The organism is Vibrio scophthalmi LMG 19158 (genome assembly GCF_000222585.1).
Lineage (GTDB): Bacteria > Pseudomonadota > Gammaproteobacteria > Enterobacterales > Vibrionaceae > Vibrio > Vibrio scophthalmi.
In genome coordinates, this window is record NZ_AFWE01000200.1 from 50,109 (window position 1) to 72,536 (window position 22,428).

The following is a 22,428-nucleotide window of genomic DNA, read 5'->3' on the forward strand; positions in this document are numbered from 1 at the left end:
GCAGGTTAGGTGCATCAGTCGTTATTAGCGTCATTTATTTGGATTGATAGTGCTCGACGAGGAAGTCCGCACTCCAAACGAATGTGCCTGTAATGTGGAAAAGATGTTTTGTCACAGCCCGCAAAAGATATCAATTCGATCTACTCTTCATATGACTTGGTTCAACATCAATATGTTGAAACCGCTGAAAATGAATCGTACATACAAGTGAAAAATAAGTGGCTAGTGTTACAGAGTCAGCGCCATCATGTTGGTTCTATCGCCGCGGACAGGAGTTCGAAATCATTAGTTCTTACAACGGAAACAGCATGAAACGCCTTCTTGTCGTCAGTTTAAGACGAGGATGTGGCTCGACAACAGTGACTGCGAATTTGGCTCAGTCATTAGTGAAGATCAATAAACCTGTGCTCGCTATAGATGTATCTGCGGAGAACTTGTTACGCCTTCATTTTGGTACACCCTACGATGAGAATGATGGTTGGGCGGTCCGTATGATGGGGGGAACGCTGTGGAATGAGGCTGGTTTTTCAAGCCCTCAAGGTGTGGATTTTTTACCATATGGCCAATCAAATGAAATCCTACATCAGAGTTTTACTCAAACAAATAACCAACCGATCAACGACTTGAATCAGGGGTTGCTTTCAGTTTGTGAGCCATCGCAGTGGCAGTTATTTCACGGTGAATTTTGGCAAATTTCCACGCCAGTATGGCAAGATTTTATTGCTTCAATGGACATGATATTTGTGGTGATTAAGGCTGATGCGATGAATTACGCAGTACTCCAGTCGCTCTTTGAGCACAACCATGTCCTACGTGAACTCATGGATAACGATAAAATCCGTTTTATTCTCAATCAATATCAACCGGAAACTGAAATTGGGCGCGATCTTGCGTTGGTTCTCAAGCAAGAACTAAAAACCTTATTGGTACCTGTATTGATGCATCAAGATACCGCGCTAATAGAATGCGCTGCTAATCTAACGACAATTCAACATTATTCACCTATTAGCCAAGCAGCGAAAGATTACCAAGCTCTCGCGTTTTGGTGTGTATCTGCTTTCTCTTCTAGCGCAGAACAGGGCTAAGTATGAAGGGGCTAAACTTAATTTTTCAGCGTTGGATAGTTGAACGATTTGAAACGCAAAAGAAAGTCTATGAACAGAAATGGCAATGCAGTTCGAACTGGATGGGGCAGCTAATTTTAAGTGCTTGGTTTTGCGTTAGTTTTGTTTTTCTCCAACCTGTGATTGCTGGCGTACCCTCTTGGAAACTGCCGCTAGTGTATTTCCCACAAGTTAATTTTGCCGCTCCGCGTCTATTTGATTCCATTAGATTTGTTGTTCAAAGTATTTGGTTGATTTTATTCAAGCAATGCATCACCCATTCGGGCTCTGATTTTGTCCGAAGACTTCTCTCGCGCGCAATCATTCAACTACGCCACATCTTTTATCTACCTTTTGAATCGGTTGCAAAAATAGTGGGTTGGCTAGAAAAAAAGGCTAGTCAGGTTAACCAGCCGGAGTTGCGCCAAGCCGCCCGATCCAGCAAGTCCGCTCTAGTGCTCAATTACTTACTATTGATATGCGTTGTTTTCTTGGCATTGATCTGTTTTACCGTACCGTTTGGTTATCAAGCGCAGCTAGTGTTTGTGGTTTTGCTTTGGGCGCTGGCGATGATGGTGCGTCGTTTACCGGGGCGCTTTCCGACAATGTTGCTGATCATTATGTCGGTGACCGCTTCTTGTCGTTACCTTTGGTGGCGCTATTCATCCACGTTGAACTGGGATGATCCCATAGCATTAGTGTTGGGGGGCGTATTACTTATCGCTGAATCCTACTCATGGATTGTATTGATTCTTGGCTATTTCCAAAATATTTGGCCACTTAGTCGTAAGCCTTTAGAGATGCCGAAAGATACTTCGACGTGGCCGACCATCGACTTGATGATCCCGACTTACAATGAGGATTTAGATGTTGTTAAGGCGACAGTATATGCTTCCTTAGGCGTCGATTGGCCAAAAGATAAGCTCAATATCTATGTGTTGGACGATGGTAAGCGAGATAGTTTTCGCGAGTTCGCTCAAAGTGTGGGCGTGAATTACATTCGTCGACCTACCAATGAACATGCTAAAGCGGGCAACATCAATTATGCCTTAAAGCAAACGCATGGTGAGTATGTCGCCATTTTTGATTGCGACCATATCCCAACTCGAGCTTTTTTCCAGTTAACCATGGGCATGTTTCTTAAAGACCCCAAGCTGGCTTTGGTGCAGACGCCTCACCATTTCTTTTCACCGGATCCGTTCGAAAGAAACTTGTCCAATTTTCGCAATGTACCGAGCGAAGGCAGCCTCTTTTATGGCTTAATTCAGGATGGTAACGACTTATGGGACGCAACATTTTTCTGTGGATCTTGCGCTATTTTGCGTCGCAAGCCTTTAGAAGAAGTGGGTGGAATTGCAGTCGAAACCGTTACTGAAGATGCACATACCTCTTTGCGTATGCATCGCCTAGGTTACCACTCCGCTTACTTGAAGCAGCCTATTTCAGCCGGCTTAGCGACAGAAACGTTGTCTGCTCATGTGGGGCAACGGATTCGCTGGGCACGCGGTATGGCGCAGATATTTCGAGTGGATAATCCGTTAACCGGTAAAGGTCTTAAATGGTCGCAACGGCTCTGCTATGCCAATGCGATGTTGCATTTTTTATCTGGTATACCGCGGATTGTTTTTTTGGTGGCTCCGTTGGCATTTCTGCTGCTTCATTCGTACGTGATTTATGCACCAGCGCTCGCCATTATCTTGTATGTGCTGCCACATATGATTCACGCCAGCATGACCAACTCGAGAATGCAGGGAGACTACCGTTATTCCTTTTGGGGCGAGGTATATGAAACCGTCCTCGCTTGGTATATCGCCCGACCAACGACCGTCGCGTTATTTGCTCCGCACAAGGGGGAGTTTAATGTAACGGCTAAGGGTGGCTTAGTCGAAAAATCGCACTATGACTGGGTGATATCACGACCATATTTGATTTTGGTCGCTTTCAATATTCTCGGGTTTGCCGTTGGCTTTTATCGCTTAGGGTGGGGACCTCAAGATGAGATTGGCACGGTCATCGTGAACTTAGTTTGGACGATGTATAACTTGTTGATCTTAGGTGCGGCGGTCGCAGTCGCGGTTGAGGCAAAACAAGTGCGAAAAGATCACCGTGTTGAAGTGTCCATTCCAATGACAGTCAGGCTTAATTCCGGGCACCTAATTCAAGCCGTGATGAAAGATTTTTCACTAGGCGGTGTGCGGATCGAAATTGAAGGTATCGATGAGGACGCGTGTCAGTACCTAAAAGGTCAAGTTTTACAAGTTGTACTGAATCGAGGGGGGCAAGATTTCGTCTTTCCGATGACAGTCGCCTATGCTCATAAAGGCATTTTTGGCTTGCAACTTAATGCGTTATCTCATCAACAACAAATCCAATACGTTCAATGTACTTTTGCTCGTGCAGATACATGGGCGAAATGGCAACAAGGTTATCAATCTGATAAGCCTCTATCTAGTATGCACGCCGTTCTTCATGTCGGTTTTAATGGATACAAACGCTTGCTAAAACATAGTCCTAAGTTGATTAGAGTCTGTGTGACCGCACTGATAATTTGTATTAAATTTATTTGGTCTTTTAGACCTCGCTATGTCCCAACCAGGACCTTAAGTCATGCTCAAAAATAAAAAACTAACAGCTTTGACGGCGGCCATAACTCTAATGAGTATGTCGGGTAGTCTCGCAGCACAAGAAGTAAATCAGTCAGTCAATGTCTCTCAGGCATCCTCTCATGAGCTTGAGAATTCGTCGGTATTTAAGCGAGTGGTGCCTTTTAGCCAACTCGGCTATAACAGCTCGATCGCGATTCAAGGCAGTGAAACCAGTGCTTACATTGGATTTGGTTCTCGTTTGGATGAGGTCGTTTCGCAAGCAACGCTCTATTTTGATATTACACCGTCTCCAGCACTGCTTTCATTGGTCTCTCATATCAAAGTCTATTTGAATAATGAACTCATGGGTGTCACACCGATTGTTGATGGCCAGCAAGGCAAGAAACTGAGTTTATCTATGCCTTTGGATACTCGATTTTTTAGTAACTACAATCAGATCCGCTTTGAGTTGATTGGCAATACGCAAAAAGATTGTGCCAATCCTAATGATGCAAGTATTTGGGCTGAAATTAGTCAGACTAGCCGGATTGAAATGTTGGTGCAAAAGACACGACTGGAGAGCGATTTAAGCTTATTGCCGGCACCGTTTTTTGATGTTCGTGACTTTAGCCAATTGAATTTGCCTCTCGTGATGGGGGATCAATACGATCTGGAAGAGATAAAAGCGGCTGGTGTCGCGAGTTCATACTTTGGTTCACTTGCGGGCTGGCGTGGCGCGCAGTTCCCTTTGAGTTTTGACTCTCTACCTGAGCGCAATGCGATCGTATTTGTGACTAATGACAATAAGCCTGACTTTTTGCGCGATTTTCCAGATACTGATGGCCCACGCTTACAAGTGATCACTCATCCAACCGATCCGTTCGTTAAATTACTTTTGGTCATTGGCCGTGATAGTGCTGATTTAAATACCGCAGTCCGAGGTTTAGCGCTCGGTAATCAGATTTTGACAGGACCGATCGCCAAGATTAATTCTGTAGAGCAAATTAAGCCGCGAACTGCATACGATGCGCCTAATTGGGTGACAACAGAGAGGCCGGTTGCTCTTTCGGAATTAGTTGAACAAAAAGCAATGCTTCAGGTTGAAGGCCGAACACCACCACCAATTAGTGTCAGTTTGCGTTTACCGCCAGATCTGTTTACATGGCAAAGTCGTGGTATTCCGATGGATCTCAACTATCGTTATTCCCCCCCAACAGAAGATCATTCGGGTTCTCGTTTAACGTTAAGTATCAATGACCAGTTTATCGAAGCATTTAATCTTACTACAGATGGTCAAGGTGGGGATTCAAACAGAATTCGCGTTCCACTACTTGATGATACGCTATTAGGAGGCGAAGATCGGGTCCGAATTCCGGCGTTTAAAGTGGGAAGTAAAAACCTAATTGAGTTCGAATTTGGTTTTGCTTCTGTCACGGATGGGCAGTGCCAAGTCACTCAACCAAGCAAACAATATGCGGTGGTCGATGGTGATTCAACCATCGATTTTAGTGGTTTCCCTCATTATATCGAAATGCCGAATATGCGCGCATTTGCGACCTCGGGGTTCCCATATACGCGGATGGCTGATTTATCTGAAACGGCTGTCGTGATCCCAGAAAATGCGCCAGTCGAGGTGCTACAAACCTTTTTGAACGTCATGGGCTCACTTGGCGGGGATTCAGGCTACCCGGGTTTTCAAGTATTACTAACTGATCAATGGAATGCAGAAACACTCACAGATAAAGACATCCTTAGTATTGGCTTAGATAGCTCGCTATTACAGGCAGCAAGTGATCCTGACCAAGTCGACCTGGTGATAAAGGCTGGCGAACGCCAAATTCGCTTACCGAGTAAAAACGAACAACAGCTCGGTTTGAATTGGATGAACCCAACAACGAGCGGTCAACAACCGGCTGACTTTGTTTCAGTTGAAGCAAATGGTCCTTTTGCGGCGCTTTATGGTCAGGAAAGCCCGTTTACAAGTAATCGCAGCATTATTGCCATTATGGCCGCTCAACCGAGTGATTTTGCGGTCGTCGATCGAGCGCTGGTTGATTCAGGCAAGCTTGACTATATGTTCGGCTCAGTGGTGACGTTGCGAAATGATGAAGTGGCAAGCTACAACGTTGGCGAACATTATTACGTTGGTCAGTTACCGGTTTGGAAGTTGGTTTGGTACCACTTTTCTAATCATCCGATCGTTGTCGCATGTTTTGCCGCGCTACTGGTTGTGATTGTGACTATCGTGCTTTGGCGTGTATTGCGAAAGGTTGCGACTAAGCGATTGGAGAAAAATGAGGAGCAAGAATGAAACAGCTGATGGTTTTCATAAGCCTTTTTCTCTCTTCATCAGTGCTGGCAAATAACTGTGATTGGCCACAATGGCAAACCTTTAAGTCAGTTTATATAGAGCAAGGTCGTGTGGTTGATGGCAGTGATTCGCGTTCTATTACGACTTCGGAAGGGCAATCTTACGCGCTGTTTTTTTGCGCTGGTGGCAAATGATAAACAGGCTTTCTCTCACGTACTTTCTTGGACTCAACAGCACCTTGCTGGGGGCGACTTAACCGCTCAATTGCCGGCTTGGTTATGGGGAAAACGAGCCAATGGTCAATGGGGAGTATTAGATAATAATCCCGCTTCTGACTCGGATTTATGGATTGCTTATTCGCTGATTGAAGCAGGGCGTCTTTGGGATAATTACTATTATCAATCCTTAGGTTATCTACTGGCTAGTCGCATTTTACGTGAAGAAACAATCACTCAAACGAATGGGGAGGTTCTACTATTACCTGCTCCTCATGGTTTTGAAACACAAGCGGGTTATAGAGTGAACCCGAGCTATGTGCCGCTGCAATTAATTGATCGCATGCATGCGCTACTTCCTCAGCAACCATGGGATAGCTTGTATCACAGTAGCGTAAATATGATTGTTAACACTATGCCTGCGGGTTTCAGTCCTGACTGGGCCTTAGAGATCAATGGTGAGTACAAAGTGGATCCCGAAACGGGGCCAATTGGCAGCTATAACGCAATCCGTACTTATCTGTGGGCGGGAATGCTTGATGATGGAGCGCCGCATAAAATTGAGTTGGTCAGCGCGATGCAGCCATTTATTAAAGCAACGCGTGCACTTGGCGGCCCACCTCGAGAAGTGGATACACAAAGTGGCAAGTATAGCAAAGTGGGGAGTGCTGGCTTTTCTGCAGCAGCTCTGCCGCTGATTGACGCCACAAATAATCCTGATTTGCTCAAGCAGCAAGCGACACGAGCGAGTAGTGCCTTGGTTCGCGATAGCAATGATCATTATTACGATAATGTGTTGGCTTTGTTTGGTCTAGGTTGGTATGAAGGCCGTTATCGTTTTGGTTTGAATGGTGAATTGTCCCCAGCTTGGGGTGAATCATGCCAGTAAAAGGACGAGTTTCATGGTTGGTTTCATTATGCTGTATAGCAGGGGGAGTGAGTACCGCTCACGCCGCTGGCTTTAGCACCAAGCCTTTGAGTAAAGAGCAACTTACGGGCGTTTATCAACCTATAGAGCTTGTACAGTTTTCAACGTCGGCAACTAGAGTTAATTCAGTGGATTGGTTGGTTCAGCAGTTGAAGCTGGCGGATGCTATTGGCCGAGATGACATTGTTGAAAGTACGCTAGAAAGGCTATTTGCGATAGAAGATGCAAATCCTACAGGCTTATTTTATCAGGCCAATATGTATTTGAAACGTCAAAAATTGGCCGAGGCGAAGCAGACGTATCAACGATTAAAAAACGTGGCGCCTGGCTCAGTGCAAGCGCGCGATCTTGCTCAGATCATCGCTATTCGCACTGATAAACGTTCAGAGTATCAGCGTGCGAAGTTATTGGCGAAATCAGGGCGCTACCAGCAGGCAATTGAGGCTTACAAGGCACTGTTTCCTGATGGCATGCCTTCAGCTACTTTACAGCTAGAGTTCTTACAACTACAAGGTAATCTGTCCCCAAATTGGCAAGAGGTTAAGCAAGGATTAGAGCGGTTAAACGCGGATTATCCCGGCGTACCCCAGTTTCAGTTAGCGTTGGCGAATCATATTCGTAAACAAGACCCTGCTGATCGGTGGATTCTTGACACCTATAATAAGCTCGCTTTGGTACCATCGGTAGGAAAGAGTGCCGCAACCTCTTGGTTGAGGGCTTTAGATCAGCTACCAATTTCAGCCCAAGTTGTACAACAGTACGCCATTTTAGCCAGTTATTATCCAGCAGATTTGGAGATTCAGCGTGCTAATCAAGGTGCGATCAGCCGTTGGAACACAGAACAACAGTTACGCAAAGACCCGACTTATTTGGCAAAGTTGAAAGGTCTACAATTGCTTGATGAGGGCAAGACGGAACAAGCGGCCGTTCAATTACGTTACGCCTTAACTACTCGCCCTAATGATCCGGAAATATTGGGTGGAATGGGTAAGGTTTATTTACGCCAAGGTAAGCAGCAAAAAGCGCTAGCGTATTTTGAGCGTGCACAACAGTTAGATCATGATCCAGACAGCGCCAGCAAATGGGCAACGCTGGTAGAAACCTCCCGTTATTGGAGTTATCTAGATCAAGGTGACGCTTTGATGGCGCAAGGGAAATGGTCTCAAGCAGAGAAGTTCTATCGCCAAGCGATTCAATTGGATCGTTCTCAACCGTATGCTTTCACCGATTTAGGCGCATCGCTAGCAAGCCAAGCAAAGTATGACGCCGCGGATAAAGCTTACCGCCAAGCGCTAAAATTAGATTCAACCAATGGCTCGGCATTGCGCGGACGTTTGGATATTTATGTTACCCAGCAAGATTGGTCAGGGGCTCAATCAGTCGCTAATCGCTATTCGCCTAAGCAGAGATTGCAGGTGGCGGAGAAAATTAAGGTGATTGAATCTGAAATCATCTTAGCGAACCTGCGTCAGGCGATTGAGAACAGTGACAGCTTAGCAATGGAAAAGGAGACGGAACGACTGATTGCGTTGAATCCGACCTCACCCTGGCTAAGACGCGATATTGCAGATGTGGTCGTACGCCTAGGTGACAAGCGTCGTGCTGATGATTTGATGCAAGGTTGGAGTCGTTCAAGTCAAGATCCTGAAATGAAGTTCGCTTACGCGCTTTATCTTGCGCAAGAAGAGGAGCTTAGTGCGGCAATCATGCAACTAGAAAGTGTGGATCCCAGCAAGCGTACGGAGGCGATGCAGCGCAACTTAACACGTTTGAAGTTGGATGATGAGCTGAGAAACGTGCAGCAACGTTATGTACTTCAACCGGAACCTGTTATTGAACTGCTTGAGAACTTGTCTGGCAAATATGCCGGTCAGGTACTGCCTCTGTCACGCATTGTCGCCGCTTGGGTTGCTATTGACCACATTGAGCAGGCAAACATTATTTATCGCAGTATATCCCCTTTGCAAAATTGGACGTTTGATGATCAGTTGGCTTATGGGGAGATAATGTTGAGCTTGCAGCGTTTCGTCGATTTTGACCACTGGTACAGCCAGCAATTATTGACTCAGGAGTATGCATCGCGCAACGTTTCTCAAGTGCTGCAATTTGAAGAACTAAACGCACGACGAGACTTAGCTGAAGGGGATGCCTTACTGGCAAAGCAACAACCAAAGAAAGCGCTTGCGGTTTTCCGTCGAGTTCCATCAAACCGTGAGCCCTTTTCAACTCAGGCGCAAATTGGCATGTTGCAAGCGAGTGCCTTAGTTGGTGATCAAGTCACTTACGATGAGTCATATCAGAGTTTACTCAAAAAGAAATCGAGTTTGACCGCTCAGCAATTAATCACCGTTGCAGAGGTATTCAACCAGCAAGGTGATCGAGAAGCGGCTAATGAACTCAATCTCGCATTAGATAATGCGTTAGATGTGGACGCTCTTGCGTATCGAAATAGCATGGCGTTAGCGATGGAAAACCAACAGTGGAAACTCGCCGATCGCCGAGCATATCAAGCGTTAAACAGCAATCGACTTGAAAACAGTGCTCAACTAAGCGAGCTAGAACAAGCCCCTCTGAGTTTGAGAGAACTCTATGATGGTGCAAACGATTATTGGCTTACTCGTAATGTGAAAACGGATATTGATGCGTTGCGGGATCGCAGTGATGGGCATGTGATGATTGGTTGGGATTACAGTGCTCGTGACGGCAATAATACTACCAACCAAATTCCGATTGAGGCGCGCATTCCTGTGGAAAGCTGGGATGGGCATCTCTTGTTGCGAGCGGATTATGTCTCGGTAGATTCGGGTAAGTTAGAGTATTTTGAAAAAGACTCTAAAGATAATCCAAGTAACAACGTCGTAGAGGGCAGTGCGTCAGGTGTTGCTTTAGGTATTGGTTGGCAAGCGCAAGATTGGCAGATAGATGTTGGCACCACCCCTGTTGGTTTTGACCATTCTACTTGGGTTGGCGGCGTTCGTATTGATGGTGACTTAGCGGAGTTTGGCTGGTCTATAGATGCTTCTCGCCGGCCTGAAACCAGTAGTACACTTTCTTACGCTGGGCTGAGCGTTCCGAGTCAAACAAAAGAACTCGCTGGTGAAGGAACTAAGTGGGGTGGGGTTGTCAGCACTGGGGTGAAGGTTAACTCAAGTTGGGATATCGGTGGTCCTTTTGGTTTTTGGGGCAGCTTGCAATATCACTCTTTAACTGGTGAAAACGTCGAGGATAATTCGCGTTTAGGCCTCTTAGGTGGGGGCTATTACAAACTGATCGCGACAGAAAATCAGCGTTTGAGTATTGGTACTAACCTGATGTACTTGAGTTATGAAAAGAATCTCGGGGAATACACGCTTTATCACGGCGGCTACTATAGCCCGCAAAGCTATATTTCGTTGTCGCTACCGATTAATTACTATGGGCGTTATGACAATACGTGGTCATATCTATTAAGTGGCTCCGTGTCTAACTCTTGGACTCAGCAAGATGCGCCATACTTAGTGGAAAATGGTCAATCTGAGCGAGGAGGCGGGTTTGGGGCTTCATTACAAGCTGCGGTAGAAAAACGGGTAAGTAAACGTTGGTATCTCGGTGCGTTGGTCGATTTACAACGTTCAGAGTTTTATACCCCTAACCATTTTATGCTTTACGCAAAGTTCACCTTTAATGATCGTTGGCAGCCGATAGAGTATCCGCCTCAAGCGCCGATTCTGTATAGCGACTTTTAGCGTGTTCACAACAACATAAAAACGCTTGAATGTAGAACAAAAAAGTCCCTCACCTTAAGTGAGGGACTTGGTTATTGAATGCAATCAAGCACCACCTATCCGTGGCTCTCTGCCCCTTTGGTTTGATGATGTAGTGATAATGGGGGCATGCAAAGCATATAGAACCATTAATCATGTTAGGCGTGTTTTTAACTGAAATCGAATTAGAAAACAAAGCCAGCTTAGAAATCCGCTATAAATTGTACAAACACATTATCGACGAATTGTTAATGATTCGCCTTTTCGGGCTACGGAAAACGATCGCACATTCGTCATCAATCGCAAAATACTGATGGTAGCCAGTTTTTATGGGCATTGCTTCATTGTTAAGAACGACTTGACTATGTTCAAGTAGCGTAAAGTCGTAGTTGTAGTCATAACTATCGACATATTGATCAACTGAATTTGGCTCAAAGCTCGTGCTACGAATCGTGAGGTTATGATGAAATTGCTCAGTTCGGGTAAGTTTGGTTTGTGCATCAGAAATAACATTACCAACCCAGTAGCTTTTTTGCTGCCCGGTAATCAAAAAAATAGCAGCATTCAACATCAACGCAGCAACAATGAACATTCTAAATTTGTCGGCAGTCCATCGTTTGACTGTCTTTTTCATATTTACATTCCCCGTCGTCAAGGATAATTGTCGTAGCACCATTTTTTGAGTCTGTTTTTAATAATGGATACGGTTCTGCAAAGCGCGAATCTATGAATTGTTGCTTGGATGCGTATGCATTATAAAAATTGAAAACGTTATAAGAGGTCAGAGCTAGCATGACAATAACAACGAGCACTCTAACTTTAGACTTAAAATCAGCATGAGGTGGTTTAGCCAACTCAAGGTTCTGTTGTACTGCAGTTTTTTCTTCTGCTTCGCTTGCGTTTGGTTTATGGGCCTGAGCCTCAATAATGTATCCAACATTGGGGATGTTTCTTAGAATCGTCTTTTCGGTATCCCCAAGAGTTTTCCTTGTACGATTGATTAACTGAGGTAAGCTTTCCGGAGAAATAAACTCATTGCTCCAAACCTGTTTTACGATCTCAGAACGTGTCAGAGGTTGTGGGTATGCATCAGCAAGGCAAGACAGTAGTGCTTTTTGCTTATTTGTGAGCCTAACCGTTTCTTTTAGTTCGGTTTCGCCATTCAAAGAGAGCGGTTGCAAATCGTGAGTCGTCCTGTCCCAAATATAATTCCCTAATACTAAAGAGTTATCATTGTACATAACCATCTTGTTTTATATATAATGTTGCTTGGGGGCGCGATTATACGCTGATGCTTAATTCTTGCAAGCGAGGTGATATAGAGAGGAGTGAAAACTAAGATTGGTCAACGGAATAAGGTGTTTTATTAATGGAATGTATTTTCTTATCTGCGAATGAGATGTAAAAAAAGAATGGTTGAAAACTAGTGGTAAAATACTCGCATTTGTGTTTATTTAATGCCAGGTGAGGTGAGATAGTTGTTATGGCTTATTTACCTCGCTGGTTCGTGGGCTAAATAACTCTTACCCTTATCAGTATAATAAAGGTTAAGAGTTACATTGACGCTTTGGATTAATATAAACAACGCAATGAAACGTTTTTTAGGGTTAGGTTTGATTGCCCACTAAAGAACAGCATGCAGAGTTCATCAAGGTAAAAAACTCGGTTATACCTTACAGGTAAGGTGCTTTCCTCTCCAATAGCGATGTATTCAGCGCCTTTCGATTTGTCGTATTGATATTGGTAGAAAGATGAATTACCTAGTGCCTCCTCATCAGTTAGTTTTGCAAACACCACCTGAGCTGTCATGATGTCTTTATTCAGATTGCTGTAAGTGCTCCAGCGATAATCAAGCGCTTCTATTGTGCCAAATAGACTAATTTGTGACTGATTTTGAATAACGAATGCTGTGACATTTACAATAAATAGACAGCCCAAAATAAGCTGCTTATGAACACTTAAGCAGAAGTTTCGATTTTTCATAAGTACATTCATGTCCATCAATTTTAACTAAAATCTTATCCCCATCCAAAGGCGTTGTATGGGGATATGGCTTCGCTTGTAATACCCGTTTAAAATCAGAGTGGTAATAAATAGCTTCTGCTGCATGCCATACGTTTATAACGGAAAGAGCGAACGCAACTAAGAAAATGGTACGCCATAATATATTTTTAGAACCACTTTTCTGTTCATCTAAACCATTAATATTTTGGTCATATCTTGGTATTAGGGTTACTTCACATTGCGTATCCGGCACCGGTTCAAGTTCCAGAGTGAAAGAGAGTGAATATCCAACACCTGGCTCATTTACCAAAATACACTTTTCAATATCCTCTAATGTTTGCCGCGTTCGGTTGATAAGCTGAGGTAAGCTCTCTGTCGAGGTTGGCTTTGATTCCCATACATAATCAACGATTTTTTCTCGTTCGAGAACATTAGGATAAGCATCAAATAAACATTTTAGGAGTCGAAACTGTTTATAGGTCAATGTCACATCTTGCAGCGGTTGTTCGGATTCCTCTCGATGGATACGTTCGAGTCTTCGCGAATTTACGTGCCATGTAAAATTGCCTAAGGTGAGAGTGTCGGGCCTGTCATTCATAGTAGAGGTAGCAACTAAAGTAATAAATTGGATTCAAAGTTGGTGAAACATAAGCAAAATGAACGGTGTGGTTCGTAATTTCATTCGGTATAAAACCTTAGGCAACATGAACAGTATTGTTGATATTGATTAGGGTTGTTTATGCATGAATAAGTAAATTTGGGGTTCCCACCACACTGTTAAGTGTGTCGAAATTTTAGAGCTTATAACCCAATGATGGGTAGTTATATGTGCATAACATTGGGTCATGCTCTTTTGAGAAAAAAACCGACTTACTTGCTCTTATCTTTCTGATTTATAGTTGTTTAATCAAAATATAATTACAATGTAATTGATTGTAAGTGGGTTGTTTTGGGCTAAAAACAGCCGAGTTTTCGGGTGGTTAGCCACTAGTCTTTAGAGTGAATTATGATGCGAATGGTGAAATGATTTGTATTTGCTAATGACTATTTTGCTGTGAACACTGCCTGCCAAATATCTAAAAGCTCTTCAGTGAATAAGTAAAACGTCATCTGTAATGCTTGGTAATCGGCACGTTGACAGACAGCCAATGCAACTTCTGCTGCTTCTTGGGGTGGGTAACCATAGACACCACATGATATCGCCGGTAAGGCGACGGTTTTACAGTTATTGGCCAAGGCGAGATCTAATGCTTGTTTGTAGGCTGAGGTTAATACCGCTTTGGGATCCGAAAATTTGCTATAAATCGGGCCGACGGCGTGGATAACAAAACGCGCTTTTAGGCTACCCGCGATCGTGATTCGAGCATCCCCATAAGGACATCGACTCCCTTTGCTCTGCGGTAAAGCAAAGCAAGCTCGTAGTAATTCAGGACCGGCCGCTCGATGAATTGCGCCATCAACGCCGCCACCACCAAGCATTTTTGTGTTGGCAGCATTCACAATAGCATCGACGTTGGCGGTGGTGATGTCACCATGGATAAGAGTAATAGAGTTCATAACGTGTTGGTTTAGTTTAGTTGTTTCAGTTAGTTTAATGGAAGTAGGGGATAGATACATCACTTGATGAACAGATAAGCCAAACGGAATGGGCGCAAAGCCTAATCTGATTCTATGGCATTCATAAAGTCGGATTCATAAAAAAGAGTAGCCGGCTAAGCTACTCTAAATTACAACTCTGAACAGAGAAAACGATCAGGCTCGTTTATGCACTCTGTGAGGTTTTAAACTCTGCTACGGCATGATCCATTTCGCAGGCTTGTTCAGCAACCTTATCAACTTCAACCAAACAGTGTTTCGCTGATTGCGTGTTGCCATCCGAGATCGTATTGAGCTCGCTAATCGAATCACTCACTTGCACCATGACGGCGCCTTGTTCCTCAATTGCCGAAGCGATACGTTCTGAATTGGCTTGAATATTATTCATATCCGACAGAATCTGTTGCAAACTCTGATCTAATTGCTCTGAGCCATTCAAGGTGTGTTGGCCTTGTTGGTTGCACTGGTCGATATCACTAATCACTGTACTCATTTGCGCTTGGATGGCGTTGACTACGTTAGTGATTTCAGTGGTCGACTGATGTGTGCGGCTTGCTAGCGCACGTACTTCGTCAGCCACCACGGCAAAGCCTCGGCCTTGCTCACCCGCTCGGGCCGCTTCAATCGCCGCGTTTAATGCCAGTAGGTTGGTTTGCTCGGCAATTTCTTGAATGATGTTTACCGCATCGCCAATTTTAGCGACATGATGGTTTAGTGAGCCGATTGAAGTTTGGCTATTGGCCAGACGCTCAGAGAGTTGGGTAATGTTAGAAACGGTATCGACCACAACCTCACGCCCTTTATCCGCATTTTCCGATGCTTGATGAACGCCTTCAACCGCAACTGAAGTACTTTCCGAAATTTCGCTAATTGTCGAGACCATCTCTTGAACTGAAATTGCCATGCTTGAGGTGTGATCCGCCTGTACTTGGAACTGTTGTATGACCGATGCCAGTTCATTGTGCATATTACTGGTGCTGGTATAGAGCTGGTGGGATTTGGTCTGTGAGCCAGAGATAAGTGTTTCTAGTTTTTCCAATAACTCATCGAAGTAACGGCTTAATATGACCAATTCGTCGTTGCCTTGCAGTTTTGCACGTAAGGAAACGTCATTGGTATCAACGATGTTACGAATCACGACAAGCAGTGAATTGATTTTGGATATGATGGTTCGTGCTATCTGGGCAATAAACACCAAAATAATCGTTGCGATAATGAGGCTAACAGAGTGTTTGAGTAAAGTTTGGCGCTCAATTGCTTGATTGGTTTCTTCCGTCAATGCTGATGAGAAATTATCAAACTGCTGTTCAATAGCGTGTGAGGCTGCTCGTGTTTGTCCTAATAGGCCTTGGTTATATTTAAGACCAATAACTTGTTTTTGTTTCGCTAGCGCAGTCGCGGATGCCAAGATATCGCTCGCTTGAGCGGGAAGAAGATCAGGCTTGATGATGCCTTGTTGTACTTGATCGTCAAACGCAATCAAATTAACTAACTCTGCCACTGAAAGCTTGGATTTATAATCATATAAAGCGTGGTTATATTGACCTCGCAACCCTTGCTCTTCATTTAGACCTAAAGTTTCATATGCTTCAGTGAGCTGTGCAAAGGTGCTTTGGTAGGTTTGTATCCCATCTTTCAGTTCACGACTGCTGACAAGCCCGCGATCGGATAAAATGATGGAAAGCTGTGATTCTAAATCGAGAAATGTTTCAAGATTACCGTTAAACTTGTTGAGATACTTTAGGTCACTGCGTAGTAAAAAATCTTTTTCATTGCGTCGAAGGTTAAGCAGCTGGATCTCAAGATCTTTCGTCAGTTGATTCGCTTGGGTCAGTTGTCGGGTAGTGTCTGCAAAATGGACCGTTGTTAACAGTAATGTTGCAATTCCCAAAATAGCGATGGCGCCTAATAAATAGAGCTTAGTTTTAATTTTCATAAAGACTTCCGAAGATTACTGCGTTTATTTTCGTTGGGCTTATTATGCTGTTATCACTAATTTTAAACGCGAGTATATAAAAATAGTGATATTCCTAATTATCTGGTTAGAAGAAGAAAGTAAACATTATGTTGGAAAAGTACGAGCAATACCAAGGATTTATATTTGATATGGATGGCACGTTGCTTGATAGCATGCCAGAGCATCTAAATGCATGGGAAATAACTGCAAAGAAGTTTGGTTTTCCATTTTCACGAGATTGGCTAAATGGTTTAGGTGGAATGCCAAGCTACAAGATTGTCGCTGAAATCAATCGTGAATTTGATTTGCAATTGGATGCTCAAGAAATTGCTCGATTCAAGATGGCGACATTTGATGAGATAGCAACGGATATCGAGATAATTGAGTGTACAAACAAAGTATTACAAGCCTATGCAGGTAAAAAACCGATCGCGATAGGGACGGGGAGCCAGCGTATATTAGCAGAGCGTCTACTTTGCCTTTCTGGGCTGTTTGATAAAGTGGATGTATTAGTATCGGCCAATGAGGTTGAAGCGCATAAACCTAATCCTGACACTTTTCTCAAGGCGGCAAAGCTATTGAACCTCAAACCAAGTGCTTGTGTGGTATTTGAAGACACTGAATTAGGTAAAAAAGCGGCCCATGCGGCTAAGATGGATTGCTATATGGTTGAGGGGAACAAATTAGTCTTTTATCCATATATTACGAACGATTAAAACCAAACTGTGAAAACCAAGTATTGATAGGCATGTAAAATAAGGCCGCTAGTTTAGCGGCCTTATTTAATTGAATTATTTATCTAATTGAATTGTTTATCTATCCCAGTATGCTTCTTCTAAGCTGTCTTCGCGCTCTGGAAGTGCGCGAGAAAGACGAGGAGAGTGTTGGGTCAACACTTCATAGCTTACTCGGTTTGCATATTTACAAATTTGCGATAGTGAAGAATACGTCAGGTAGCTATGATCATGCTTTGCTGAATTAGGCACGGTCACTTCATGGAAACTGTTCGCCGCCATGTCATGCAGAAGTGCAGATAAGGCTGCATCGCCAGCACCGTTGGTGTTTTTAATCTCCATTGGGCCGCCAAGGTAAGGGCCAATATGAGAATACACTTTAACTGCTTCATCACAATCTTGCTTACGCATAGCACGGCTAAACTCAAAGCGGTTGTATTCCGCAATTGTGCTATGCAGAATTGGATGTTCTGTTTCACGTGCCACGCTCTCATCGCTATAACCAGCCATGTAAAGACCGTTAGGGCCCGCGGTACAAAGAACAAGATCGACCCACTCTAATGCACGATTTGCTGCTTGAAGAGGATCGCTAAAGCCAGTCAGTGCTTGACCTTCTTCTTCATTCATCGCTACAACCGTGATGTTTTCTTTTAAGTATTCTTGCCACCATTCTGCATTGCCTTCGATTACCCACTTAGTCCCTAGGGTTAGTACCACTGGTACATTTTTAGACTTGGCAATCTCAATCGCTCGCGCGACTGCTTTTGGCATCGGGTCTTCAGGTTTACCACGCATCAAATAGGACGAGACAACCAGTGCAGATGCTTTGTCGAAAACATCATCAGGGATACTTTCTGGCTGCAGCTTGTTCATGTGGCCTTCGTTGATGGCAAAAGTGCGCTCGCCATCTTCCGTGATCAAGGTGTAACAACGACCGATAGGACCTTCAACCGTTTGCAAGTGGTTAAGGTTCATTCGCGCTGAAGTTCGGCATAAATAACGATAAGCGAAAGAGCCTACTTCGATGTTACGTGACATTACGCCAAGTAAAACCGACTTGCTGTCTGCTAACACGGAGTAGTTGTGTAGCGTATTACCAATTGTATCACCAGGGTATTGGTGAGAAATCAGTTCGCGCTCAACAAGTTCGCGGTATAACGCATCAGCTTGGCTTTCTTCAAGAACGAGAGAGTGACCTTTACTCAAATTGTATTTGGACAAAAACTCGTCATCGACGCGAGCTTCAATATCGACGATAGTTTGTCCCACGCCAACAATAATTGGGCGGTAGAGTTTTGATGGTTGCTTCGCCTGATTGATCAAAGGATCACGAGCATGTGTCGGAAAGTAGTGCTGAGATTTACGCTGGCCAGGAAACTTCATCATTTAAAGGGAGTAGGAAATTTTCTGCATCATATCACATTAATGAAGATATTCTTTCATTTAGGTGACATTAAAGTGCCAACCGAGAGCGATTGGCACTTTTTTAATCTATTTCTCAGGAGTATAGGAGCCGTAAGCTTTTGTTCCCCACAACGGCACGGTTGAGAGGCTGTGCTTGAAGCTGCCCTCAGTCTCTTTTGTCGTGTAAGACAAATAAAGCAGTGTTTGATTATCAGCATCATAGATGCGTCTAACTTTCATTGTTTTGAAAAAGATGCTTTTAGACTGTTTGAAGACCACTTCGCCAGAGGCGCTTTTATCGATAGACGCGATCATTTCGGGGGTAATGTCTCCGGTCTGACGACATGATATCGAGCTATCGCTTGGATCTGCGAGTGAAAAGTTCGCTTCTATAGAGGCGATATGACAAGTGACGCCTGGTATTTTGTCGTCATCTAAATGGGAGATCTTAATATCCTTCATCGTAAAGATACCCAGACTAACATCACCGACTTCGCCACTGTCACAGCCTGCCAGAGCCGCACTAGCCAGCAAAACGACGGAAATTTTTTTCAACATTATTCAATTCCATTGTTCGATTTTTATAAAGTTTAACATATTCATTGTCTGGTCAGTGATGAAGATTCACAACATTTCTTGCGTTGGAGTGGTTTATTGCTTGTATTCGAGCAGGGTGCTGATTAAGCTCAGCATAGAAACATTAGGTACGGCTAATAAATTATGACAATAGAACATTTTGCTATCGCAGAGATTAAAAACAATTGGCTTTACGCACAAGTTGACGTTGAGTTCCCTACCAAAGAAAGTCTAGTTGGTCGTGATCTTTACCAAGCGGGTGTGGAGAACAAGCAATACCGAATACTGGCAGCAGAAATGCTGGATTCAGCAGCGGATTCATTTACTGCGGAAGACATTTATCTGGTCGATTTCCACCGTCTCACGGTTATGTTCGCACTGCTTTATTCTAAGCAGTGGTCATCAGATGAAGATCAGCAAATGATGATTGAGTTTTTGACTCAAATTATTTATTCCGAACCTTGTGAATTGTATATCGGTTTCCAGAACGGCGAACCGGTAACGACGGCCATTTTAACGCGTAGCAACGAGCAAGTCTTAGTGTCTGATATCACCACGACCGATGCGAACAGTGACAGTAAAATGAGCTTTGTGAAGTCACTCCTTGCCAAGTCTGCAATTAGCGTGACTAATGGTGATGTAGTTCTTGAAATCTGATGCTTATCTAAGCCTTTGCTGACGGCTGTGTTATTCTTGACTTATGAGTGAGCAAGATATTTAGAATCCAGTGGCCTATATATTACGATATGTATTATTAGTTGTAGCTTGCGTGACGTCGTCGTCTTCGTTGGCAAATCAATGGCAATACAAGAACGTCTTGGTACTGCATTCTTACTCGCCGTCTTATCAGTGGACTGCGGATTTTCAATCTGGCATCGAGCAGGCGATTGCAAAATCCAACACTAAGCTGAAACTCTCCCTAGAATACCTTGATACTAAGCGGGTCTATAACGAGACCTACTACAGTGAGTTTATTCGTTACTTCAACACTAAGTATCAACACCATCAATTCGATGCCGTGTTAGTTACTGACGATAATGCACTTGAACTTATTAACCAGTGGCCTGACAACCCCTTCATAGACTTGCCAATCATCGCCGCTGGGATTAACAATCAAAGTGCGACGTTGTCGACCGTGACCAGCGATTATCGCATCATTTTTGAACGTGATGAAATCGAAAAAACCGTTGAATTGATCAATCGTGTTCGACCGAGTTTACAGCGCTTGTACTACATCTCTGATCGCAGCACAACATCGCAATATGTGCGTGAAAAAGCACTTGAAGTGCTGGCGCGTAATGCCAATGTCGAGGTGATAGAGATTCGCGATATACCACTGGCTCGTGTCGGTGACGTGCTACAGAGTATCAGCCCAGATGATGCAGTGATTTTGACTCACTACAATACCGACATTGATCAAGGTATTTATCATCGTTATCAGTATGTCGCACAAGAAATAGCAATTAATAGCCCAGCCCCCGTATTCGTCTTTTGGGAGTTTTACATTACTAATGGCATTTTTGGCGGCTACGTAAATCGCTCTGAGCAAGTCGGACGTGAAATGCTACTCGCGCTTGATGAATTCATCCCGTTGAATTTTTCCGAGCAAGTTGCAGTGGGTAACGCCAGCAGGCCGGTTGTAGATTTTAATGCACTTGAACGATTTGGCATCGACGAGCGTAGCTTGCCTCAAAACGCGCTGATACTTAATCAACCAGTGAGCTTTCTCAAATCTAACTGGCAAGTGCTCAGCATTGCAGCCTCGATCATCTTTTGCATGGCGCTGGTGATAATCACTCAAGCTGTCACCATTCGTCAAAAGCGTGAATTAAACAAACAGAACAAGAAAATAGTCCAGTTACAGAAAAAAACTTTGAAAACACAAAAAGATATGATCGTCGTACTTGGCGAAGCGATCGAAACTCGATCGGGCGAAACCGGCAACCACGTTAAGCGCGTAGCACAGCTATCTTCCCTATTAGCGCGTTTACATGGCTTAAGTTATCGCGAAGTGGAGCTGATTGAGATCATTAGCCCGATGCATGACGTCGGTAAAATTGCCATTCCAGAGTCAATTCTTGAAAAGCCGGGAAGGCTTGATAGTGCCGAATGGGAAATAATGCAGACGCATACCTCGTATGGTTATAAATTATTGAATGCGAGCAATGGTGAAGTATTCCATCTCGCCGCTACGGTAGCACATGAGCACCATGAGCGTTGGGATGGGCTTGGTTATCCTAATGGCTTGTCAGGTGAAGATATTCATATCTTTTCTCGTATCACTGCGATTGCGGATGTGTTCGATGCCTTACTAAGTGAGCGTTGCTATAAACAGGCATGGACTTTAGAAGAGGTCGTCGCGCATTTTACTCGCGAGAATGGAGCGCAATTTGATCCTACCTTATCCACCATTTTACTCAATAATTTGGATCAATTTGTTGCTATTCGTAATGCCTATCCTGATAAAAGCGAATAGCGTTATACAGCATCAACGGTACAGAGGGTGACCTAGCCTAAGTTTTTTATCATCGTTTGGTTAAAATCGGTCATTTTGTTAAGTCAAACCTGTCACGATTTCATAATCGACATACTATTTTAGAGACTAAAAATAACGTAGAAGAGGGGATTCGTTATGGATCAAACCTTGTGTGTCATCTTTGATTGTGAAGGGACGCTTGTCGATAGTGAAATCTTGTGTTGCCGTGCTTTGTCATTGGTGTTTGGGGAATTTGGTGCGGACTTGTCAGTTGAGCAAGCGATGTCGTATTTTGTTGGCGGCAAGCTGGCCGATATCCTAAACGACACTCAACGTCGACTGGGGATTAATGTGTCGTTGGATGTATTGGAACCTTTGTATCGCAAGACATTAAAGCAGCTTTTTGAGCAAGAACTTAAACCAATGGAAGGGGTTGTCGAAACCTTAACGGCTCTCGACAGTAAAGGTATAAGTTACTGTGTCGCCTCGAACGGACCGAAAGATAAAACCATTCATGCACTGGAATTGACGGGGTTAGATGGTTACTTCAAAGGTAGAGTGTTTTCGGCATTTGATACCAATAGCTGGAAACCCGAACCCGATTTGATTCTTTACAGCGCAATGAGCATGGGATTTCGAGTTAATGAGTGTCTGTACGTTGATGATACGCCCAAAGGGCTTGAAGCGGGTGTTAAAGCCGGTATGAGGACGATACAGCTCGAAGGGATCAATCGACGTTCCTACCCTGGAACGCTCGCAACCATTCATCGACTTGATGAGATAAGCGCGTATATAT

The 22,428-nt window shown here is 43.9% G+C and carries 16 protein-coding genes and 1 pseudogene; 9 read left to right on the forward strand and 8 right to left on the reverse strand.

Annotated features, from left to right (window positions below; genetic code table 11):
- Window positions 1–308: 308 nt before the first annotated feature.
- From bcsQ to RH88_RS17450, 5 genes and pseudogenes are all read left to right on the forward strand, one after another.
- A complete protein-coding gene (bcsQ, locus tag RH88_RS17430; RefSeq protein ID WP_081467391.1) occupies window positions 309–1,085 on the forward strand; it encodes a cellulose biosynthesis protein BcsQ in 777 nt (258 codons plus the stop codon).
- A gap of 2 nt (window positions 1,086–1,087) precedes the next feature.
- Entirely contained in the window at window positions 1,088–3,724 is a 2,637-nt protein-coding gene (gene bcsA, locus RH88_RS17435; RefSeq protein WP_005598481.1) for a UDP-forming cellulose synthase catalytic subunit, read from the forward strand.
- Window positions 3,711–5,999, forward strand: coding sequence for a cellulose biosynthesis cyclic di-GMP-binding regulatory protein BcsB (bcsB, locus tag RH88_RS17440; protein WP_005598483.1), 2,289 nt, complete (start codon window positions 3,711–3,713; stop codon window positions 5,997–5,999). The genes bcsA and bcsB overlap by 14 nt, the downstream gene beginning before the upstream one ends.
- Window positions 5,996–7,103 (forward strand): annotated as a pseudogene (gene bcsZ / locus RH88_RS17445) (cellulose synthase complex periplasmic endoglucanase BcsZ). Before bcsB ends, bcsZ begins: the two are co-directional and overlap by 4 nt.
- Window positions 7,094–10,867, forward strand: coding sequence for a cellulose synthase subunit BcsC-related outer membrane protein (locus RH88_RS17450; protein WP_174269666.1), 3,774 nt, complete (start codon window positions 7,094–7,096; stop codon window positions 10,865–10,867). The pseudogene bcsZ and the gene RH88_RS17450 overlap by 10 nt, the downstream one beginning before the upstream one ends.
- Window positions 10,868–11,099: 232 nt before the next feature.
- On the opposite strand, the gene RH88_RS17455 is transcribed toward RH88_RS17450, so the two are convergent.
- From RH88_RS17455 to RH88_RS17480, 6 genes are all read right to left on the reverse strand, one after another.
- Window positions 11,100–11,519, reverse strand: a complete 420-nt coding sequence (locus RH88_RS17455) for a hypothetical protein (protein ID WP_138944305.1) — start codon at window positions 11,517–11,519, stop codon at window positions 11,100–11,102.
- Window positions 11,479–12,126 (reverse strand): winged helix-turn-helix domain-containing protein, encoded by a 648-nt coding sequence (locus RH88_RS17460; RefSeq protein WP_005598489.1) that lies wholly within the window; start codon window positions 12,124–12,126, stop codon window positions 11,479–11,481. The genes RH88_RS17455 and RH88_RS17460 overlap by 41 nt, the downstream gene beginning before the upstream one ends.
- 331 nt (window positions 12,127–12,457) lie before the next feature.
- Entirely contained in the window at window positions 12,458–12,868 is a 411-nt protein-coding gene (locus RH88_RS17465) for a hypothetical protein (RefSeq protein ID WP_005598491.1), read from the reverse strand.
- Window positions 12,834–13,373 carry a winged helix-turn-helix domain-containing protein gene (locus tag RH88_RS17470; RefSeq protein WP_406853266.1) on the reverse strand — a complete coding sequence of 180 codons (540 nt, stop codon included), beginning with the start codon at window positions 13,371–13,373 and terminating at the stop codon, window positions 12,834–12,836. Before RH88_RS17470 ends, RH88_RS17465 begins: the two co-directional genes overlap by 35 nt.
- A 560-nt stretch (window positions 13,374–13,933) precedes the next feature.
- Complete coding sequence (locus RH88_RS17475) at window positions 13,934–14,446, reverse strand: O-acetyl-ADP-ribose deacetylase (RefSeq protein ID WP_005598494.1); 513 nt, start codon at window positions 14,444–14,446, stop codon at window positions 13,934–13,936.
- A gap of 205 nt (window positions 14,447–14,651) precedes the next feature.
- Window positions 14,652–16,421, reverse strand: coding sequence for a methyl-accepting chemotaxis protein (locus tag RH88_RS17480; protein ID WP_005598496.1), 1,770 nt, complete (start codon window positions 16,419–16,421; stop codon window positions 14,652–14,654).
- 128 nt (window positions 16,422–16,549) lie between these two features.
- Between RH88_RS17480 and RH88_RS17485 the strand changes: the two genes are divergently transcribed.
- Window positions 16,550–17,158 carry a beta-phosphoglucomutase family hydrolase gene (locus tag RH88_RS17485; protein ID WP_005598498.1) on the forward strand — a complete coding sequence of 203 codons (609 nt, stop codon included), beginning with the start codon at window positions 16,550–16,552 and terminating at the stop codon, window positions 17,156–17,158.
- A gap of 96 nt (window positions 17,159–17,254) precedes the next feature.
- Here the strand turns inward: RH88_RS17485 and RH88_RS17490 are convergent, their stop codons facing one another.
- Together RH88_RS17490 and RH88_RS17495 are read right to left on the reverse strand one after the other, a co-directional pair.
- The gene (locus RH88_RS17490; protein ID WP_005598499.1) at window positions 17,255–18,559 is read right to left on the reverse strand and encodes an inosine/guanosine kinase; all 1,305 of its coding nucleotides are present in this window, start codon (window positions 18,557–18,559) and stop codon (window positions 17,255–17,257) included.
- Between the two features lie 108 nt (window positions 18,560–18,667).
- Entirely contained in the window at window positions 18,668–19,138 is a 471-nt protein-coding gene (locus tag RH88_RS17495; protein ID WP_005598501.1) for a CreA family protein, read from the reverse strand.
- Between the two features lie 162 nt (window positions 19,139–19,300).
- Here RH88_RS17495 and RH88_RS17500 point away from each other — a divergent pair, with 162 nt between their 5' ends.
- From RH88_RS17500 to RH88_RS17510, 3 genes are all read left to right on the forward strand, one after another.
- Window positions 19,301–19,813 carry a hypothetical protein gene (locus RH88_RS17500; RefSeq protein ID WP_005598504.1) on the forward strand — a complete coding sequence of 171 codons (513 nt, stop codon included), beginning with the start codon at window positions 19,301–19,303 and terminating at the stop codon, window positions 19,811–19,813.
- A gap of 112 nt (window positions 19,814–19,925) precedes the next feature.
- Window positions 19,926–21,632 (forward strand): HD domain-containing phosphohydrolase, encoded by a 1,707-nt coding sequence (locus tag RH88_RS17505; protein ID WP_050798519.1) that lies wholly within the window; start codon window positions 19,926–19,928, stop codon window positions 21,630–21,632.
- 156 nt (window positions 21,633–21,788) lie between these two features.
- Window positions 21,789–22,428 (forward strand): HAD-IA family hydrolase (locus RH88_RS17510; RefSeq protein ID WP_005598507.1); only part of this gene is annotated, 640 nt, incomplete at its 3' end.

Excerpts from the sequence above, each read along its gene's own strand:
- bcsQ (WP_081467391.1), top strand. The coding sequence starts at position 309 with ATGAAACGCCTTCTTGTCGTCAGTTTAAGACGAGGATGTGGCTCGACA.
- bcsA (WP_005598481.1), top strand. The coding sequence starts at position 1,088 with ATGAAGGGGCTAAACTTAATTTTTCAGCGTTGGATAGTTGAACGATTT.
- bcsB (WP_005598483.1), top strand. The coding sequence starts at position 3,711 with ATGCTCAAAAATAAAAAACTAACAGCTTTGACGGCGGCCATAACTCTA.
- RH88_RS17450 (WP_174269666.1), top strand. The coding sequence starts at position 7,094 with ATGCCAGTAAAAGGACGAGTTTCATGGTTGGTTTCATTATGCTGTATA.
- RH88_RS17455 (WP_138944305.1), bottom strand. The coding sequence starts at position 11,519 with ATGAAAAAGACAGTCAAACGATGGACTGCCGACAAATTTAGAATGTTC.
- RH88_RS17460 (WP_005598489.1), bottom strand. The coding sequence starts at position 12,126 with ATGTACAATGATAACTCTTTAGTATTAGGGAATTATATTTGGGACAGG.
- RH88_RS17465 (WP_005598491.1), bottom strand. The coding sequence starts at position 12,868 with ATGAAAAATCGAAACTTCTGCTTAAGTGTTCATAAGCAGCTTATTTTG.
- RH88_RS17475 (WP_005598494.1), bottom strand. The coding sequence starts at position 14,446 with ATGAACTCTATTACTCTTATCCATGGTGACATCACCACCGCCAACGTC.
- RH88_RS17480 (WP_005598496.1), bottom strand. The coding sequence starts at position 16,421 with ATGAAAATTAAAACTAAGCTCTATTTATTAGGCGCCATCGCTATTTTG.
- RH88_RS17485 (WP_005598498.1), top strand. The coding sequence starts at position 16,550 with ATGTTGGAAAAGTACGAGCAATACCAAGGATTTATATTTGATATGGAT.
- RH88_RS17490 (WP_005598499.1), bottom strand. The coding sequence starts at position 18,559 with ATGAAGTTTCCTGGCCAGCGTAAATCTCAGCACTACTTTCCGACACAT.
- RH88_RS17495 (WP_005598501.1), bottom strand. The coding sequence starts at position 19,138 with ATGTTGAAAAAAATTTCCGTCGTTTTGCTGGCTAGTGCGGCTCTGGCA.
- RH88_RS17500 (WP_005598504.1), top strand. The coding sequence starts at position 19,301 with ATGACAATAGAACATTTTGCTATCGCAGAGATTAAAAACAATTGGCTT.